Source organism: Chitinophaga sp. YIM B06452, assembly GCF_039655965.1.
Taxonomy (GTDB): domain Bacteria; phylum Bacteroidota; class Bacteroidia; order Chitinophagales; family Chitinophagaceae; genus Chitinophaga.
On the sequence record NZ_JAWLKY010000003.1, the window covers coordinates 81,854 to 101,275 of the forward strand.

11 protein-coding genes are annotated in these 19,422 nt (G+C 49.4%); 3 read left to right on the plus strand and 8 right to left on the minus strand.

Going from position 1 to position 19,422, the window contains the following annotated elements:
- Positions 1-7: 7 nt before the first annotated feature.
- The 5 genes from R3I13_RS17305 to R3I13_RS17325 form a co-directional block, all read right to left on the minus strand.
- Positions 8-1,756, minus strand: coding sequence for a hypothetical protein (locus R3I13_RS17305; RefSeq protein WP_346319211.1), 1,749 nt, complete (start codon positions 1,754-1,756; stop codon positions 8-10).
- A complete protein-coding gene (locus R3I13_RS17310; RefSeq protein ID WP_346319212.1) occupies positions 1,753-2,787 on the minus strand; it encodes a nitrilase-related carbon-nitrogen hydrolase in 1,035 nt (344 codons plus the stop codon). The genes R3I13_RS17305 and R3I13_RS17310 overlap by 4 nt, the downstream gene beginning before the upstream one ends.
- A gap of 91 nt (positions 2,788-2,878) precedes the next feature.
- On the minus strand, positions 2,879-4,351 hold the full coding sequence (locus R3I13_RS17315; protein WP_346319213.1) for a DUF4832 domain-containing protein: 1,473 nt from the start codon (positions 4,349-4,351) through the stop codon (positions 2,879-2,881).
- Positions 4,352-6,025, minus strand: a complete 1,674-nt coding sequence (locus R3I13_RS17320; RefSeq protein WP_346319214.1) for a RagB/SusD family nutrient uptake outer membrane protein — start codon at positions 6,023-6,025, stop codon at positions 4,352-4,354.
- An 11-nt stretch (positions 6,026-6,036) separates the two neighbouring features.
- Complete coding sequence (locus tag R3I13_RS17325; protein ID WP_346319215.1) at positions 6,037-9,351, minus strand: SusC/RagA family TonB-linked outer membrane protein; 3,315 nt, start codon at positions 9,349-9,351, stop codon at positions 6,037-6,039.
- A 518-nt stretch (positions 9,352-9,869) separates the two neighbouring features.
- On the opposite strand from R3I13_RS17325, the gene R3I13_RS17330 reads away from it, so the two are divergent.
- The 3 genes from R3I13_RS17330 to R3I13_RS17340 all read left to right on the plus strand — a co-directional run bounded on the left by R3I13_RS17330 (position 9,870) and on the right by R3I13_RS17340 (position 12,767).
- A complete protein-coding gene (locus R3I13_RS17330; RefSeq protein ID WP_346319216.1) occupies positions 9,870-10,415 on the plus strand; it encodes an RNA polymerase sigma-70 factor in 546 nt (181 codons plus the stop codon).
- A gap of 42 nt (positions 10,416-10,457) precedes the next feature.
- Positions 10,458-11,618 (plus strand): FecR domain-containing protein, encoded by a 1,161-nt coding sequence (locus R3I13_RS17335; protein WP_346319217.1) that lies wholly within the window; start codon positions 10,458-10,460, stop codon positions 11,616-11,618.
- A gap of 147 nt (positions 11,619-11,765) precedes the next feature.
- Positions 11,766-12,767 carry a ClpXP adapter SpxH family protein gene (locus R3I13_RS17340; protein ID WP_346319218.1) on the plus strand — a complete coding sequence of 334 codons (1,002 nt, stop codon included), beginning with the start codon at positions 11,766-11,768 and terminating at the stop codon, positions 12,765-12,767.
- A 63-nt stretch (positions 12,768-12,830) separates the two neighbouring features.
- Here the strand turns inward: R3I13_RS17340 and R3I13_RS17345 are convergent, their stop codons facing one another.
- The 3 genes from R3I13_RS17345 to R3I13_RS17355 are packed head-to-tail and all read right to left on the minus strand — an operon-like array spanning position 12,831 to position 19,228.
- Positions 12,831-14,405 (minus strand): FAD-dependent oxidoreductase, encoded by a 1,575-nt coding sequence (locus R3I13_RS17345; RefSeq protein WP_346319219.1) that lies wholly within the window; start codon positions 14,403-14,405, stop codon positions 12,831-12,833.
- A gap of 27 nt (positions 14,406-14,432) precedes the next feature.
- Complete coding sequence (locus R3I13_RS17350) at positions 14,433-15,893, minus strand: RagB/SusD family nutrient uptake outer membrane protein (RefSeq protein WP_346319220.1); 1,461 nt, start codon at positions 15,891-15,893, stop codon at positions 14,433-14,435.
- Positions 15,894-15,910: 17 nt separating this feature from the next.
- Positions 15,911-19,228, minus strand: a complete 3,318-nt coding sequence (locus R3I13_RS17355; RefSeq protein ID WP_346319221.1) for a TonB-dependent receptor — start codon at positions 19,226-19,228, stop codon at positions 15,911-15,913.
- Positions 19,229-19,422: the final 194 nt, after the last annotated feature.

The following is a 19,422-nucleotide window of genomic DNA, read 5'->3' on the forward strand; positions in this document are numbered from 1 at the left end:
TAAATGGTTAATTGTTTAAAACGTATTCATATAATTGACGCCAATCCCTTCCATAGTAGGCTTTCATCAGCAGGCTGATCAGTTCCTGCTGTTTGTTCTTTTCGAAATGGGAGAGGAGTTCATTGAAAATGTAGAATTGAAGCCAGTACCCGTTGTTGTACTTTTCCCGGCTGCTTCTGGCGGTCATCAGCGAAGCGTACCATTTATAATTGATCTTCAGCGCCCTGGCCACCCGGATGGATTGCAAAGCATTGTTCCACATCTGCCCGGCTGTTTTTTCAAACAGGTCGTGATAGTCCTTATAAGTGAATTGTTTGGTACTGATTATTTCATAGGAAGAAGCAATGCCCAGCGCCTTCAGATCTGTAATTCTTTCAAAGGAGGTATCGCCGTCGAGGTCATGTTTGACCAGGTCAAAAAAGCCGTCTCCGTCTGTGTCTTCATAAGCGATGGTAGGGAATTGCCCTGGCTCTGAAGGGATGCGCCTGTATCCGCCCTCATACAATCCGCCCCAGCCCTGGTAACTGGCGGCGTTCTGGTCAATCCTCCAGCAACCCTTTTCTGCCCCGTATAAATGCATCTTGCCGTCAGATCCTATATACAGGCTGCCTTTTCCCGAATTATCCTCATCCCATTCCCCCCGGTCGCCGGCTGCATCCGCCTGCGGGTTATGATCGATCCCGTTATTGTTCTTTCCTATCCTGAAATAGTTTTTGGGTTCGTAAAACTCCACCCGCTCCCAGCGTTCGCAATCGTCATCTTCATCAAATACCATCCAGCAGCGGCTCCATTCTCCTTCGTTAAAGACCTTATGCAATGCGGCATCCCTGCGGGTATATACCAGTTCCTTTACTGCCCTCCATCTTTTATCATATAACAGGTGGCTGACCTGGTCGTCGATGCCTGCCGCGTGGTGGTTATTGACGGGGTGTACCTGGTCTTCATAGGAAAAGCCCGTTCCTTCAAAGTAAAGGCTGAAGTCAAAATCGAATTCATTGGAAGGCGCATTGTCATTGTCCAGGTCTACGGATACAAAAGCCCGGTTCACAACCCCGTTCAGCGAAATGTCCTGCCCTCCGCCAGGCGTGAAATGCCCTTTATCTTCCAGCCGCACGGACATTTCCGTCAGCCCGTCCTGGTCCGTGTCGTAAAACAGGAACGGGTTTTCCCAGTTGACCCTGAGGTCCTTGATACGATAGCTGGGAGCATGTGTTTTCAGGAAAAGGGTTTGCCCGTGGTAGTCTTCAAAGAATTGCGAGGCGCCGGCGTGCGTCCAGCATTTCAGCACCAGTTCTTTCCAGTTGATAAAATGGAACGACTGGTCCTTTTCATCATCGATGATCCACATGTAATTGCTGCTCCAATCCCAGTGGATAACTGAATCCAGGCTGCTGTTCTCCACTACCAGCTGGATGTCTGCTTCACCATCATGATCTGTATCAAGCCAGTCAATGCTCAGGTCCCCCGGGCCGGCAAATATGCCATCGCCGTTCCTGTCGGTCAGCAAACAATCATTGTCAAGATCGCCTTCCTGGTCGCCCTGCATCATGTCGTCATCATCGTCTACCCATATGGCATTGCAGTTATTGAATAACCGTACCCTTACCAGGTCGGGGTCGCCGTCTCCGTCCAGGTCAGCCGGTTCAGCCTTGCCTGTATATTCAGGCCTGAATGCATTCAGCAGCGAATATTGCTGCGCATAAGTGCCATTTAGCAGCCCGGCGCAGATAATGGTCAGGATCAGTCTTGCGCTCATTGTTTGCGGGCTTTTACCTGTGCTGCCTCGGAATCCTGCACATGCTGTTCAAATGTCCTGATGTTGAAATCTTTTAAAACATCTTTCACTTTTACATCGGGGGCCAGGCTTTCTATGATGGCCCATTCTTCCTCATGAAAGATGGTGATGCGTATTTTGCGGCCATACTTCTCCCTGATCTTGTCAAACTGGAATACATGCGGCCATACGTGTACAAACGCTTTTTCGAGGTTAATGGGGGCGCAGACCAGGTTTTTGTTCCATATTCCCGTTTTTGCAATTTCCGTCCCGGATATATCGCAGATCCTGGCAGTGTCTTTCCTTGTGCTGGACACAACGTGGTATCTATTCTGCCAGGCCCTGGTATTGACCATTTGTCCGCCGGCGAAAGCAGAGGGCCAGAAAACAATTTCAGCCCCGTTTTCTCTTAATTTTCGCCAGCAGTCTTCCCATAGTATGTCAAAGCAAATTTGGATGCCGATAATGCCAAAATCAGTTTTAAAAACCGGTGGCGACAATGTACCGGGCGTAATACCAAACGATATCTCATCCTCTACGATATGCGCTTTCCTGTATTCTCCCAATCTCGTTCCCTGCCTGTCGAGCACCACCGCGGCATTGTATACATTCCCGGCTTCCTCCGTATATACCGGGCAGATCATATAACAATTGTTGGCTTTTGCAAATGCAGAGAACTGTTTTATGACATCCGGGGAAAATGCCACTTCTTCTTTAAAAGTGTATTTCCGTTTGATATTGGAAGTGTTAAAAAGTTCGGGCAGGCAGATGATATCCGGTTTAAAAACAAGGGCTTCCTGTAATACCTCAAATATTTTCTCTACCATTAATGCCGGTGTTTCCGCTGTCATATCCATTTGAGACACACTGGCCACCCATACTTCCCTGGCGGCGCTTCCGGTTGAAGCAGCTTCCGCGGCATTTGCCAGCCCGCCGGGCGCGATGGCTACTCCGCCGGCTGCCATAGCAGATGCGGACAGGAACTTCCGGCGCGAAATCATATTTTTTTTCATTTTATATTGGTTCGTTTATGCACATAGAAGGTCATCATGCAGATACTGCACGTTTTGGCGGCGCGCCACTCTCATCCGGCCAGGCAGTTTTTTAGTTCACCATCACTTCACCGATCTTGTACCAGCCAGGCAGGATCTCTCTTTCTTTTTTAATTGGCAGTTGAATATTCCTGTTGTGAAACCCGCAGCTGTCGCGCATGTTTATCAACAGGTCATACCTGCCCGTGTCGAGGTTTTTATCTATGCCGATCTTGTATTGCTCCGCTACGATTTCACCGGGAAGCCAGGTCCTGTTGTCAGACTCCGGCAATTCCCGGATTGAAGTGCTCCCGGTTTTTTTATTAACCAGTTGTATGGAAAGCTTGTACCTGTGATAGGCCGGCGCTACGCCGTGGTTCTCCCAGGTCATCCTTAAATAGTTCCGGCCGGAATTGATGCGGAAGGTATCCGGCATCATTGCGAATTTTGGGAAATACCAATAGCCGCTCAGGTTAGCCAGCTTTCCGGCCAGTATGGTATTTTCGCTGAGCCATTCCCGGGGATAATGATGGAATCCTATAAAGGTGGCATGTGTTTCCCGTATGGCCTTTTCGAATCCTGTGCCATCTTTCCACATATCATTTTGCACGGCATCGGTGTAATGATCAGATTCCAGTACAACCGGTATCTTCTTATACACCCTGCTATACAATTCGGGGCTGCGTATGCAGGAAGGGCCAAACCCGAGAGTCTTGTACCATTTTACATTTCCGCTATCGTCCCGGAAACCGATGCCTGATTGCAGGCAATAATGATATATTGCATAATCCGACCCGTCGTCCGCATCACGTTGCCCGATAAAGTCGTCGCTGATCAGCAGCACAGACTTTCTGTAACATCTTTTATACATATCAATATGCCGCTTAACGACGGCCACCGGTACGTCTTCCCAACCCGAAAAGGCGGTGTGTCCTTCTCCCCATTCGCCAATACTCCCGATGTCGATATATTCTACCCAGGGTTTGCCATCATATCTTGCAGCGAAGGCCTTATGGAAGTTCTCCAGTTTTTCAAGGAACACCGGGTCATCATAATCCGGCGCCCAGGCCTTGTCGTCCTGCATCATTTTGCCCCTGGCCCCGGCCTTTTTCACCCATCCGGGTGTGGCATAGGGAGGCCCGTTTGTTTCCTTGCAGGTGATGCGGAAAGAGATGGTGTGGCCCCATGCTGTCCATCTGTTGATGATCGAATCAAGCAGTTCCCAGTTGTATACGCCTTCTTCCGGTTCAAGGTAACACCATGCCAGCCTGAGATAGATATCATTCAACCCCGGAAAATCAGGCAGGGAATCATTTGCTGCCAAACGGTCCCCGTAATTGGAGATGCTGTTGTCATAATAATGGATGAACCAGCCTTTGTGTGGATTGCTGCATACTTTTGTACTGTCCCAGTAGCGCTCCAGGTGAAAAAATGTACGGTTCTTATAGGTTCCCCGTCCCTCTTCGGGAGCAGTATTAAGGGCCTGCGCCTGTACATGGTTGCCTGCCACCGAAAGCAGCAGCAGCAGGAGAAAACTGCGTATCATTTAATAACCCGGGTTTTGCACCATCTTTGGATTGGCATCCATTTCGGCCTGCGGTATGGGAAACAGGTATTTCCTTACGGGGTTGAACGTCCGTGTTTCCAGCTTGATGTAGTTAACATCGTTCACATCCATTCCGTTTCCTGCCCAGGTGACCTTCCCGTTCGTAAAGTCCATCGTTCCCCTGCGGCTGCCGTATAAGGGCCCGTTCAATACCTGCGGTCCAAGGTCCCAGCGCATGATATCCAGGTATCTCAGCCCTTCAAAGGCCAGTTCTACCCTGCGTTCATTCCTCACCAGCGCCCTTGTTAAAGTGGTTGCTTTTATATGCCCGCTTCTTGTCCTGACAGCATTGATATAATTAAGCGCGAGGGCTGTATTGGTATTGGTTTCCACGGCAGCTTCCGCATATATGAGGTACATTTCCGCCAGGCGGATCACCATGATGTCTCCGCCAAAGTTAGGAGGCCAGCCTCCGGGGCTGTCTGCAAGACTGTTGATGTATTTAATCACATTCATGCCCGACCTGGCGGCAGGTTCATTCCTGTTGTAATCCGGGTTGGGACTGCCGTCCGGCATGAATTGATCCAGCGTATTGTAATAACGCCCTTTCCACAACTGCCCGGGATGCAGCAGGGTCATTTCCAGCCTGGGATCGCGGTTCTTAAAAGGGTCATTGATGTCGTAACCGGAAGTGGGGTCGGTGATGGCTTTGCCGTTACTGCATTCATAGGCGTCCACCATGCTTTTGGTAGCGTTAAGGGCGGACCAGCCGCCGTCCCCGGCGGGGAGGTTCAGCTGCGTGAGTGATTGTTCGTAATCATTTACAATGTACTGCACATTTAAAATAGCCTCTTTGTTGATCCCCTCACTTTTTTCCAGGAACAGGTCCCTGTAATTCGGGAACAGCTCATAACAGGGCATATCGATCACCGCTTTGGCGTCGGCCATGGCTGCTGCGTAATTCCCCGTTACCAATTGCAGCCTGGCCCTCAGTGCCAATGCAGCGCCTTTGGTGACATGTCCTTTCGATTCGATGGTATTCTGAACCGGTAATGAGCCTTCACTGATAATGGCAGACAGCTCTTCCAGCACGAACTGTTTCACCTTTTGGGCGGGGTCCCGGGGCAGCTCATCCGTTGCGTTGATCACTTTGGTAACAAGCGGCACGTCTCCATGCAGCATTACTTTCCAGAAATAATCATACGCTCTCAGGAACCTTATTTCACTTTTGTACTGAGCCTTTTTAGCATCATCCATCGGTACCCGGTCTATATTGGCAAGAAAATTATTGTATTTGCGGATGCGTGTATAAGGATACCAGTTGACGGATGCGGCAAAATCTCCGCCACCGTTTTCATCCATAAAATGGAACCAGTCGATCCAGCTGCCCAAAACGTGGTAGTTCGCCGCTGTTAATGTTCCGTTGCCCAGCACCTGGAAACCGAAATTGGATTTTTCATAGGCGTTATCGCTGGCACCGTCAAAAAGCACGATGTTCGCATAGGCCTCCCATAAACGATAGCAGCCATTCAGCGCCAGTGTTGCATCCTGCTCTGTTTTCCAGAAGGTCGCATCCGTCAGTTCATTCCTCGGTTTCACATCAAGGAACTTGTTTCCGCAGGAATATATCATAGCGAGGTTAAGCGCAAGTATTGTAAATAATATCTTTTTCATCCGTGTACGTTTTAGAATGTTACGTCAATTCCTACTGTGTAAAATTTAACCTGTGGATAGGTGCCGTTGCCGGAGCCGGATAAAAGCTCCGGATCGAAGCTGGAAGGGAATTTTGTGAAGGTCAGCAGGTTCTGCCCGCTGGCGTATACCCTGGTTTTGGTAATGCCCGCCGGCCTTAACCATGCTGCCGGGAGTGTATATCCTGCCTGGGCGGTCTTTAAACGCAGGTAGGAAGCATTCAATACGCTGAAGGAACTCATTACCTGGTTATGTTTCTCGGTGATCAGTATTCTTGGATAGCGGCCGTTTTTAACCACTTTCCCGTTTTCGGTGATGGTCCTGTCCAGGTGCATGCGCAATGCGTTGTTGGGGTCGAATGCCCAGAATGATTCAGCGCCTATCACACGGCTTACCTTGCTGGCGCCCTGGAAGAAAGCAGACAGGTCAAATCCTTTGTACTTCAGGTTGATATTGGCTCCATAAGTGATCCCGGGGATGGTATTGCCCAGCACGATCCTGTCGTCGCCATTGATCTTCCCGTCTTTGTTGCGGTCTTTAAAGATGAGGTCGCCGGCCTTTACGGGCGCTCCGTCTACATGCGGGGAAGCTGAAGCCTCAGCATCTGTCTGGTAAATGCCCGTTACCTCGTAACCATAATAAGATCCCCATGGTTCTCCTTCCGCGTAGATCAGGTCTCCTTTGGAAGGATTTTTATACCGCTCTACTTTGTTCTCGTTGAATGCGCCATTCAGGGATACGGTATACTGAACATTCCCTATTGCATAATTGTGCTCCAGCAACAGCTCGACGCCCTTATTCCTCATGGCGCCGGCGTTTACAACCGGTGCGGGTAACCCGAAGGACATTGAAACCGGAACAGGGGAAAGGATATCGTCTGTATAGCGGTTGTAATAATCGGCAGATATGGACAACAGCCTGTTCCGGAAAAGATCGATATCAATACCAAGGTCCAGCTCTGTTGTTTTTTCCCAGCTGATGATCACATTGCTGGCGACAGTGGTGGCGGCGCCGTCTGCAACAATGCCGCCGAAATTATAGTTCTGCCCTAATTTTATCCTTTGGAAATAATTGTAGTCACCGATATTATTGTTCCCCAGCTGTCCCCAGGATACTCTCAGCTTCAGGTTATCGATCCAGCTGATACCGCTCATGAAACGCTCTTCCGTTACTCTCCAGCCTGCTGACAATGACGGGAACCAGCCTACCCTGTACCCGCGGTTGAACTTGGAAGAAGCATCTCTCCGCAGGTTCACCTCCAATAAATACCTGTTGTCAAATTCGTAGTTAGCTCTTCCAAACACAGAGCCCAGGCGGGACTCGACGGTGTACCCCCCGTTCGTCATACCCACCGTTGATCCGCCGTTTAACTGGTCCAGGTCATTAGACGGAAAATTCTTCCGGAATGCCTCGTTGCTGGAAAGTTTGTAAGCTTCCCGGGAAGCTCCCAGCAAACCTTTCACGTCATGTTTGCCAAACTTCCTGTTATAGTTCAGCAGGCTTTGCAATGTGACGGTTTGCTGGCGGGTAATATTATCCGTTACGCTATTGGGTCCCTGAACGGTATGTACGCCATTGCTGTAGTACTCGATCGTTTTTACATGTCTTTTATTATCGCCCAGGTCGTAGTTAACACCGGCAACTCCTTTCAGGGTTAGACCTTTCAATAAGGTTAGTTCCCCGAAAACGCTACCAAGCAAATGGGAATTGGTGCCGTTCCTGAATCCGCCCGCATCTACCCAGGCAATGGGATTCCCGTCCGTATAACGGTTCCAGGTGCCATTCGCATTTTTATTGGCTACCGTGGGCGGTATAAAGTTTGCCTGCCTGAAAAAATCTTCACCGCCGCTGAATGGCGAAATAGGGTAGATCACGTTATTCCTCGACAGCGACATATTCATGCCCAGGGTCAGCCATTCCTTTACACGGCTGTCCAGGTTTATCCTGGCATTGTAACGTTTGTGGGTAGACCCTTTGATGAGCCCGTTTTGACCGAAATACCCGAAAGACACCCTGTAGCTGGTGATATTATTACCGCCCGCAAAAGAAAGGCTGTGGTCCTGGGTAAACCCGGACTCTGTAAGCAGTAGGCCCAGCCAGTCCGTATTCGGGAAGTTATAGGGATCAGTGCCGGATTTGTACTTGGCAATATCATCATTACTGTAACGGGGAGGCAGGCCCTGGTTCCTGTTGCCTTCATTGTACAATTCAGCATATTCATGCGATGGCAGATGATCAGGAAGATTCGTTGTAGCCTGCCAGCCGGCAAAGCCCCTGTAATTGATCTCGGAAACGCCTTTTTTTCCGCGTTTGGTGGTTACCAGTATCACGCCGTTGGCAGCTCTTGATCCGTAGATAGCGGCGGAAGATGCGTCTTTCAGCACACTTACGCTTTCGATATCACCGGGTGAGATATTGTCCATTCTCGATTCCAATCCGTCTACGATGATCATGGGGCCGGCATAGTTCATGGTGCCTATTCCCCTGATGATCACGCTCACCCCTTCGTCTCCGGGCTGTCCGGATGGTTGTGTGACCGTAACGCCCGGGAGGCGGCCCTGTAATGCCGCTACGGTGTTAGTGGGTACATTGGCCATAAGGTCTTTCCCGGAAACAGCGCCGACGGCCCCCGTCAGGTTTATCTTTTTTTGCGTGCCGTAACCGATGGCCACCACTTCATCAAGCCCGACCGTGGCCCGCTGCAGTTTGACATTCCTGACGGAAGAACCGCCGGCGGGAAATTCCTGCGGGGTCATTCCGACAAAAGAGAACAAAATGACGCCGTTCGCCGGAACGGCCGGCAGCTGGTAATTGCCGCCGGCATCCGTAACAGTTCGCTGGGAAGTGCCTTTTACTACAACAGACGCACCGGGCAATGATTCGCCGCTGTCGTCCGTTACCTTGCCGCTAATAAAAAAAACACTATCCTTTCTGACCGTATCCCTGGCGGAAGGAGAGGGCGCCACCGGGTTAAACACGGTGGTTGGATGTGGCTTTTCTACCCGTATTACATTTTCGCGTATGGTCCATTTCAGCCCTTTTCCTTTCAAAAGAGCGTCCATAACCTCCCCGACTTTTTTGTTCTTTACGGTTATGCTGACCTTTTCGTTTTTCAGCGCGCCTGTATTCTCGAACATGATCACGACATCGGCTTTCGTTTCGATGGCGGTAAAGACCTGCTGTATCGGGGCGTTTTTGTAATCCAGGGAGATGATGGTCTGTTCGTTTCCCTGCGCGTGCCCCGGGGCAGCCAGGAGTACTTGCGCTGTTGCAATAATAGCGCTGAGTATGAATGTGGTTGTTTGCATGATGAACTTTCCGCTCCCTTTTGGAAAGGCCGGGTGCGACAGCCTGTTAATACAAACTGTAATGATATTTGGCATATCTTGCATTTGGTTTAGAGATATTTAATACTGAATATTCCGGACCGTGCCCCTTCAATGCTGTCCAGGCGGGGAGGGGCTTTTCTTCCTTTATGAGCGTGCTAAGGCGAGCTGTCTGTATGCATGATGTTACAGTTAGTTTGGTTGAATAAAATGGTCTTTTCAGATGACCCTGCTTATGCAATAGACTAAAAATCTATGGGCAGTCACTAACCGGATCTGGATTTTTTTATTTTTTCCCGGAAACGCAAAAAGGTTTATTTTTCGTTGCCGCTGAATATGCCTGCCGGCTCTTCCATTGTAAATTAGGATCCCAATACATGAGAAAGTTCGGGAAGACCGGCGGATGCCCCGCATCCCGGGAGTGGCCATCAGGGCAGGTATAATGTTATTTTGACAATTAATGCATACGTTATTTAGTTTTACTATAAAATGCTAACACCGTGCAACAGGGTGGGGTGAATTATCATACAATACTGGAGCGGCTGAAGGCGTCTGACCTGGATGCTTTCGATATCCTCTATACGCATACCCGCGAACGTTTGTTCGTTTACGCGCTTTCTTTTCTAAAGGAGGAGGCCGCGGCCCAGGACCTGGTACAGGATCTCTTCAGCGATTTTTGGGAAAACAAATTATTCCTGGATGTTCATTCCAGCCTGGTCAGCTACCTGGTCCGCGCGGTCCGCAACCGCTGCCTGGTGGCCCTTAAAAAGGAACAGAACCGGGAAAAGTTTAAAAAACAGTTTGATTATGTAGAGGGCGGCAGGGTGGCGCTCGACGCTCAGCTGGAAAACCGCGAACTGCGCCGGGAAATAGAGGCTGCCATAGACAAATTGCCGCCCATGCCAGCCAGGGTATTCCGGCTGCACTACATTGAGAAGCTAAGCTACGCGGAGATCGCAGGCATCCTGAATATCAGCCCGGCCACGATCAGTAACCACATGACCCGGGCACTGAAGTCGTTACGGGAAAGCTTAAAAAAAATCTAATGGTTGGTTAGTGACGCCGCCCCGCGAAATAGTCATTATAGTATGATGGACAAATTAACCGAAGAAGAAAGATTTTTGTTAATGGGTAAGCTGACCGGCACGCTTACCCCGGAAGAAGAGAAAGCATTGGAGCATTTGTTCCTTTCCAACCCCCATGCCCGGCCGGCATATGAGGAGCTGGCCGGCTCACTGCCGGCTGAAGATGTGGAGACAGGTTTCGCCCGCCGGAAGGAAAACCCCAGCTGGCGGAACCTCGCAGCTGAATTCCGGAAGCAACAGCAGTCACCGGCAACGATCAGGCATATTCCCTTCTATAAAAAAAGATGGGCCGCAGCCGCCGCAATTACCGGCGTGTTGGCGATCGCGGCTATATGCTGGCAACAGTTCAACAAACACGGGAAGACGGACCTGGCCGGAGTTCCTTCAAAGCCCGTTATTGAATTACAGCTGGCAAACGGCCAGGTCATCGATCTTTCCCGGGAAGAGGGCGCTATTAATGCCGGTGCCGTGCAACTCAACAATAACCATAAGGTGCTTACCTATGCGGTGGGCAACAATAATACGATCCCTGCGGGCATGAACAGTCTTTCCGTGCCGGTAGGACTGGATTACCAGGTCAAACTGGCCGACGGGTCTGAGGTCTGGCTCAATTCCGCCACCCGCCTGGAGTTCCCGCTTTCTTTCGGGGACAGGCGGGAGATCACCATCCACGGAGAAGCTTATGTGAAAGTAACAAAGGATGCCGCCAAGCCATTCATTGTGCACCTGCCGTATAGTACTGTGCAGGTGCTCGGCACAGAATTCAATGTGAATACTTATGATTCAGGCGTTGTAAAAGTCGCATTGGTAGAAGGGGCGGTCAACATGCAGGCGCCTACCGGGAATAGCAGGCTGGCGCCTGGAAGGCAGGCGGTATACCGGGCCGGCCAGCCCATCACGCAGACTGCTTTTGAGGCCAGGCAGGTGCTCAGTTGGCGCAAGGGACTGTTCTACTTTAACGATGCAAGCCTCGAAGAGATCAGCCGGGTAGTGCCCCGCTGGTACGGCGTCCGGGTCGTAATTGACAACCCGGCGATCCTGTCCCGCCGGTTCAGCGGCGTTATCAACCGCAACCACCCGATCAACGTTTTCATGGAGGATTTAAAAGCAATCTCGCATATTGACGCCTGGATAGACCAGGAAGGCATCCTGCATTTTAAGTAGGCGGGGCGCCGGAAACAATAATAGTACCAGGAACACCGGCTTAACAGGGCCGGTGTTTTTTATGTGGAAGACCTTTGCCCGGTAGTCATAAAAAAGTGACTTATTGTTGGAATAAATGATTACGCGGAGCTTTGTGCAAATTCAAAGATGAAGCTGGCCGTTTATATTTTGATTTCAATAATGCTGCCAGGCTATAAGATTGGCCAGGCACAAACTAAAAAGAAAATGGAGAATAATAACCCTTTGTTATGCGATCCTGAGAATGGTATTTGTGAAGTTCCTGCAAACAATGGAGGATCCGCTGATAGTAACAATCTAAGATCCGAAAAGAAGCCGGTGAAGATCATTTACTACACCGACCCGATTTGTTCTTCCTGCTGGGGCATAGAGCCGCAGCTAAGGAAACTCAAACAGGAATATGGAAAAAGCATTGAAATAGAATACAGGATGGGCGGTTTATTGCCCGACTGGAGTTACAACGCCGGCGGGATCAGCAAACCTTCCGATGTTGCCCACCACTGGGATGAAGTGAGTGTATATTATGATATGCCCATAGATGGTGATGTTTGGCTGGAAGATCCATTACCTTCTTCCTATCCGCCTTCAATTGCTTTTAAAGCTGCCCAGCTGCAAGACAATGAAAAAGCCATTTTATTTCTTCGTGAAATAAGAGAAATGGTGTTTTTGAAAAAAAAGAATATAACAAAATGGGAACACCTGGAATCAGCTGCCAGCAACGTCGGGCTGGACATTGTTCAGTTTAAAAAGGCTTATGAAGGCGAAGCGAAAGAACTTTTTAACAAAGATCTGCAATTAGGCAGGGAGTTAGGAGTAAGAGGTTTCCCAACAATGTTTTTTACCGGCGCGGCAGGGGATACCGGCATTGTTTATGGCTCGAAACCATACAGCTTTTATGAAAACGCTTTATTAAAAGTTCGTTCAGGTATTTCAAAAAACGAATACGATAAAAGCTGGTATTCTTTGTTCTCAACCTATCATTCGCTGACAGCAAAAGAATTTGCAGAACTCACAGGCACAGCAAGGCCTGAAAGTGAAAAAGTTTTAGACGAATTAACCACAAACGGGAAGTTGGACAAATTGGTAACAAAGAATGGAGCTATATGGATATTGAAGAATACCAGCCGCTGATAATTAAAAATGGACAAACCGGAAGAATTCCCGGGTTGCCCATTCTTATAGGTTGCCACAACGTTAAATTCTATCATTATTGATCCAATGCTGCTCATCGCGGTCAAATAACACGCCGTCTCTTTTTAAAGTTTCCTGCAGCTGTTTTACATTTATTTCCTGTACCGGCCTTTTATTTTTGGCGGCCATAGTTGCGGCAATACCAGCGGCCTGGCCAAGCTGCATCCAGGTAACTTCAACCCTGAGAGAGCAAAAGGCGACATGGGAAGCTGAAGCGCAAACGGGTACCAGGAGGTTTGTACATTCATTTTGTTTGGGAGTGATGATACGGTACGAAATTTCATACGGTTGGTCCACTTTGACCCAAATGCGACCTTCATTAACGTATTGTGTTTTGGATATAGCGACCTTTTGCACATGATGGCAATCTACAAAATGCGATCCCAAAGCAATAGCGTCGGGCTTCTCCGGCTCATTAAAAATGTCCTTCTGGGTTTGTACATAGCTGCCGGTCATACGCCGGGCTTCCCGTACATATAAGTAATAGGGGAAATTGCCGTTATCCTTAAACTCATCCGGGGCAAAGCCATAACGATTTACTTCATCACGCAACGGTTTGGGTACCGAGGGTTCATGTTGTAAGAAATAAAGTAATCCTAATGTCCAATCCTTGTGATCCTGGTATACCTGCTCTCTTTTTTTGTAATCTGCATCCGGGTACCCGGTGTTGCCGCCAAAGAGCCCTAACGAGATCACTGCATTTTGTTTGTTATTGGTCTCATATTTTCCCGGCGGGTAATTCCAGGAGTATATGTCAATGATATCTGTCAGCTTCATGCCTGGATGAGCGGCCAGCAGGCGTTTAAGCGTAATAAAACGGTCCGGGTCATAATGCCGCGGCGCGGGAAACGGTACCCTGTCGGCATTGGTAGACATCATCAGCCGGAAATTATAATTGATCATTCTTTTACTGGCTTCGCCGTTGGTTAGATCTTTCGCTTCCGAAAACCCGGGTAATAATTGCCCTTTGTCATCATATGGCGAAACGTTGATAGGATTGTCTAAAAGACGGATCCCTGCTAGCGGTTCATTGTACTGGGATCTGCTTTCCCTTCCATAAGTATATGATGTTCCCGCTCTTGCCATTAAGTCGCCTTCATAAGTTGCGTCGATAAATACATCGCCGCTTATTGTTTTTCCATTAGACAATACAATGCTTTTAATTGTATTGTCTTTTTTGTTCACTTTATCTGCAAAGGCCCGGTATATGATAGATATATCCTGTTCGCCGAGCATATCCAGGAATATTTTTTCGGCAACATGCGATTCGAAATAAAAGGCGGGTTTATTTTTTCCATAAGATTTTCCAATCCGGGTATAAACCTCCAATGGAATTCCCGAAATGGTTTCCTCGATCATGTGTTCGGTTTCGGCTGTGCCGATCCCGCTGGTGTTCATACCGCCTACGTGAGCGGTCTGTTCGACCAGGATGACCTTGGCGCCCTTCCGCGCGGCCGCCACTGCGGCAGATATGCCTCCCGGCGTACCTCCGTATACTACCACGGTGGGTTTGCCGGATGCATTTACCCTTAATGCGTAAAGCACCAGGACAGCAATGATTATGTGTATTTTTTTCATTTTAAAATTTTAGTTCCGGAGCGATGTTTAATAACCCTGGTTTTGTGTAAGCGCCTCGTTTACGTCTCTCTGGTGCTGCGGGATGGGATAAAGCAGGTTCTTTTGTGCAACGGGTATCCCGGCTGCCTGAAGAGTGCTGATGTATTTGCCGGTCCGCAGCAGGTCCCAGCGGCGGTGCCCTTCGTAGCAGAGCTCCCAGCCTCTTTCCTGTAAAACCGCATCCCTGAACTGGACTTGTGATAAACCAGCCAGGTTTTGCGGGTTAGCGGATGGATTGCCGTTCCTCGCACGGGTGCGCACCTGGTTTATGGCATCATAGGCCTCGGGAGTTGGTCCGTTTATTTCATTTATTGCTTCCGCATACATAAGCAGCACATCGGCATAACGGAGGATCATGAAGTTGTTCCGCGCGGCAAAACTGGCGCACGGCGCGGGATCCCAGTACTTATCCACTGCGGGGCCGGTGCGGGATAATACCAATGCGTTGTTCGCAGGGTTCACCTTTTGGGTGATGATCGTAACCTGTTTCCGGTAGTCATCCGGCAGGTAAGATTTTACATAATTGGAATCTGCCTGGTATGCGCCGCCGCCCTGGTTGATCGGGTACGAAAAATAAATTGCGAAAGATTCAGCCATTGTACTGCCGTAAGATGTTTTTATGCAGCTGTACTGGGCTGAAAAAATATGCTCCTGGCCATTTTTGTTTTCGGGAGGAAAGATGTTCTTATAATCAGGAAAGAGGCTGTAAACTTTTGAGTCTATCACCTCCCTGGCGGCGGCGGCCGCATTTGCATAATCTTTACGGGTAAGGTAAACCTTTGCCAAAAGTGATTTCGCGGCGCCGCTGGTTGCCCGGCCGATCGTCCCCGAGGTGGTGTATTTCGCCGGCAGGTTCGCGGCTACGGCGTCTTTCAGGTCGCTTATGATCCGGGAATACACTTCATCCACCGGTGCGCGTGGTATGCTCACGTTCACCACATCGGTTGTAGGGGCGGTAACCAATGGAACATCCCCAAAAGCCTGCACGAGGTCGAAGTAGATCAATGCCCGCAGGAACTTCGCTTCCCCGATGATCTGTGCTTTGGCGGTTGCGTCCATAGTGATCCCGGGCACATTCTCAATTACCCTGTTGGCCCTGTCGATCAGCAGGTAGCAGTTGGTGTAAAACGCGTCGAATGAAGGGTTTGACGGCGAGTAGAGGTTATTGTCGAGCTCTAGTATGCTTGCCCCGACGTTCGATTGCACGGTCAGCTCTTCGGAATTTACGTCTGCAAGATTGATCATCGTCATGTTATAAATAGTACGCAGCCTGTCGTACACCGCATTCAGCGCAACGGTAGCATCGCTTGCCGTTTTGAAGGAATTTTCTTCTCCGAGGAACGAATAGGGCACCTCAACGAGGTTATTCCTGCAACTTCCCCCGAAGATCATAACTATAGCCAGGAAGCTCAACAGCGCTTTGTTCATCAACTTATATTGTGCTTTCATTTTTGATCAGGTTTTAATTATAAAGTAACGGACAAGCCAAGCATATAGATCCTTGACGGCGGGTAATTGAAGTTGTCCACCCCGTATTGGATATTACTATTAAAATCCCCGTTCACTTCGGGATCATAGCCCGTGTAATTAGTGAACGTAAGAAGATTTTGCGCACTGGCGTAAACACGGGCTCTTTTGATGACTTTCGTAAAACCTGGCAGCTGGTATCCCAGGGTGACCGTTTTTAACCGTAAAAACGAGCCGTCTTCTATCGCAAAATCAGAAACAGCCGGTAAAACCCATTGGCGTATAGCCCCGACCGAGTTGCCGGGTTTCGCGGCAGTCCAGTGATTCTCATAATATGATTTCGGATGATTGTATTGCGCGTCGATCAACGTGGTGAAATTGTTATAGATCTTGTTTCCCTGTACGCCTTGCAGGAAAAAGGAAAAATCGAAGTTTTTGTAAGAGAAGTTGTTGGTCAGGCCGAAAACAAACCTGGGAAGGCCGTTGCCCAGCACCCGCCTGTCGCCGGACTCATTGTATATGCCGTCGCCGTTTATATCCTGCCAGCGGTATGCGCCGGGCAGGCTGCCGGCTTGCGCTAAAGGACCGGCAGCAGCGATCTCTTCTTTGGTTTGCCATATACCGCCGAATACATTCCCGTAAAACGACCCCAGCGGCTTCCCAACCTCTATGATGGTTAACCCGGAAAAGTAATGATCCACGCCATTTGCAAGTGATACCACTTTGTTTTCGTTATAGGAAACATTACCGGCCGTGGTCCATTTCAATCCATTTGCGCCCTTGTCGATATTGATCGTGTTGATCGCAAGTTCAAATCCTTTATTTTGCACGCTGCCGATATTTCTCAACACGCTGGTGGCGCCTGTAGTTGCCGGCAGGTCCACGTATAACAGCAGGCCGCTGGTTTTTTTAACGTAATAATCACCAATAACGGAGATCCTGTTGTTGATAAAACCGGCGTCAAAACCAATATCCAGCTGGGCGGTCTTTTCCCATTTCAGATCAGGACTTTCAATGCGGGAAACCTGGTTGGTAAGCACTTCAACGTCGTTAAAAATAGTTTTCCCGATAGTGTATTGCGAAAGGGAATTATAAAGACCGATCCCGTCATTTCCGGTAATACCATAACTGGCCCGCAGCTTCAGGTCGCTGATGATGCGGCTGCTCTTTAAGAAATTTTCGTCGGATACACGCCAGGCAAACGCCCCGGAAGGGAAAAATCCATATTTATTATTGGCCCCGAAACGTGATGAGCCGTCTGCTCGGGCGCTGACCGTGAACAGATAACGGTCCTTAAAGCGGTAGTTTATCCTGGCCAGGTAAGAATTCAGGCCCCACTTCTCCAGGCTGCTGCTGGTAACATCCAGTGTAGTGGCTGCAGACAGGTTGTTGGCCCCAAGGGTATAATTCGGGAAGTTCTCCGCCTCCTGGTAGGTCCGCTGCATCCTGTTGCTTTGAAAGGTGATACCGGCCAATACATCAAAGGCGTTATCCTCGTTTAGCTTTTTTGTATACGTAAGGGTATTTTCATTTAAAGTATTGATATTTTCTGTGGTGCCATTGCTTCCATAACCGTTCCGGCCGCTTCCGGCAAGGGTTTGCGGCGTAAAGAACACATTCCTGAATGAGTTCTGGATATCCGCGCCAAAGCTGATGTGTGCTTTCAGTCCTTCTAGGATGGTGAAATCCCCGAATACATTACCCAGCACCCTGTCTGTCGTAAGCACATTGGTTGAGGTACGCAGCATGGCCACGGGATTGGGAGTGCTCGCAAAGCCGGTGCCGGGCCCCAGGTTCAGTAACTGGTAGCTGCCGTCAGGCGCGTACACCGGGCTGGCGGGCGAGATGGTCAGCGCCTCATATATCGGGCCGGCAACGAGACCTTCGGAAACCCCTTTATTGACTGTACGCGATGCGGTAAAATTGGAACCCAGTTTGATGCGTTCGCTCAAAGTAGCGTCCAGGTTGATCCTTGAAGCATAACGTTTGAAGTTGTTCTCAATGATGATCCCGTCCTGGTTGAGGTAGTTGCCGCTTACGAGGTAGCGTACTTTGTCGGACCCGCCGGTAACAGACAGCTGGTAACTCTGTATGGGCGCGGTCCTGAAGATCTCTTCCTGCCAGTCGGTACCTTCACCATAGGCAGCAACAGGTGTAGGATAAGGCCCGTTGGGGTTCCCGAACCTTAAAGCGAAACCAAGATTGGCAAGCTGCTCATTTTTCAGGTTCAGGTGATCCATCGCATTCCCCAGCTTCAGTTGTTTTACAACCTGCTGCACACCTGCGTAGGTTTCAAAATCAACATTCGGCTGGCCTGATTTCCCGCGCCTGGTGGTCACCAATACAACGCCGTTAGCGCCTCTTGAGCCATATATCGCCGTAGCGGAGGCATCTTTCAGCACTTCTATCGATTCAATATCATTGGGGTTGATCGTAGACAGCGGGTTGGCATAAAGGGCGCCGCTTCCACTTGCCCCGTTTGCGGCAGTGGGTACGGAGATCGGGAAGCCGTCAACGACGTATAAAGGATCATTGCTGGCGGAAATAGAGTTGCCGCCGCGAACACGGATGGTGATGCCCCCGCCCGGTGAATTGGACGCCTGCGTGATCTGTACGCCGGATACCCTGCCCTGCAGCGCCTGGTTAAAAGAGTTGATAGGCTGTGACTTTATTTCAGTTGCTCCTATGGAGGAAACCGAGCCGGTCAGGTCTTTCTTGCGGACGGTGCCATAACCGATCACTACTATCTGGTTCAATCCTTTTGATTCCACCTTTAACTGCACATTGATCGTAGTGCGCCCTTCGATCGGGATTTCCTGTGTCAAATAACCGATACTGGTGAAAACAAGGGTCCCTTTAGCGTCCGGAACATTGATGGAATAGTTGCCTTTCGCGTCTGATATGGTACCAATATTGGAATCTTTCAGCTTGATGCTCGCTCCCGGCAGGCTACCCTGGTCGTCCGTCACCTTCCCGGTTATCCTGGTGGTGGCGGCAGGTTGACTGACCACCGGTGCCGGCGGTTTGGCGGGTGTGATCAGTATCGTTTTCTGGTTGATCACATAATTAAAGGGCTGGTTATTAAAACATATTTTTAAGGCATCTTCCAGCGAGCCGTCTTTTATTTTAACAGTAACAGGTTTTGCCGCGCTCAGGATATCAGGATCGCAAAGAATGCTGTAACCGGTTTGCCGGTGAATTTCATTCAGCGTTTCCCATAGCGGGGCGTTCGTTTTATTTAAATTGATCTTTTGAGCTTTTGAAGATGCGCTTGCCTGCACAAAGGCGATAAGGCAGATAAAAAAGGAAAGTTTCATAACGTTAATCAGTTTAGGCTGAACACGGGAAGGACATCCGCGTTCAAATGCAGTTTTAATCTGGACGGTGGAATTTAAGCTTAGATAAATAAATGGTTGATAACAGCGATTATAGTGATTGCCTGCACATACAGCTCTCATGCCTGTGCTTTGCCAAGGGGCTTGGTTGCGCTGCCCCTGGCCTTTTCCCGAAC

Excerpts from the sequence above, each read along its gene's own strand:
- R3I13_RS17345 (WP_346319219.1), bottom strand. The coding sequence starts at position 14,405 with ATGAAAAAAATACACATAATCATTGCTGTCCTGGTGCTTTACGCATTA.
- R3I13_RS17340 (WP_346319218.1), top strand. The coding sequence starts at position 11,766 with ATGAAGCTGGCCGTTTATATTTTGATTTCAATAATGCTGCCAGGCTAT.
- R3I13_RS17310 (WP_346319212.1), bottom strand. The coding sequence starts at position 2,787 with ATGAAAAAAAATATGATTTCGCGCCGGAAGTTCCTGTCCGCATCTGCT.
- R3I13_RS17335 (WP_346319217.1), top strand. The coding sequence starts at position 10,458 with ATGATGGACAAATTAACCGAAGAAGAAAGATTTTTGTTAATGGGTAAG.
- R3I13_RS17350 (WP_346319220.1), bottom strand. The coding sequence starts at position 15,893 with ATGAAAGCACAATATAAGTTGATGAACAAAGCGCTGTTGAGCTTCCTG.
- R3I13_RS17325 (WP_346319215.1), bottom strand. The coding sequence starts at position 9,351 with ATGCAAACAACCACATTCATACTCAGCGCTATTATTGCAACAGCGCAA.
- R3I13_RS17315 (WP_346319213.1), bottom strand. The coding sequence starts at position 4,351 with ATGATACGCAGTTTTCTCCTGCTGCTGCTGCTTTCGGTGGCAGGCAAC.
- R3I13_RS17320 (WP_346319214.1), bottom strand. The coding sequence starts at position 6,025 with ATGAAAAAGATATTATTTACAATACTTGCGCTTAACCTCGCTATGATA.
- R3I13_RS17305 (WP_346319211.1), bottom strand. The coding sequence starts at position 1,756 with ATGAGCGCAAGACTGATCCTGACCATTATCTGCGCCGGGCTGCTAAAT.
- R3I13_RS17355 (WP_346319221.1), bottom strand. The coding sequence starts at position 19,228 with ATGAAACTTTCCTTTTTTATCTGCCTTATCGCCTTTGTGCAGGCAAGC.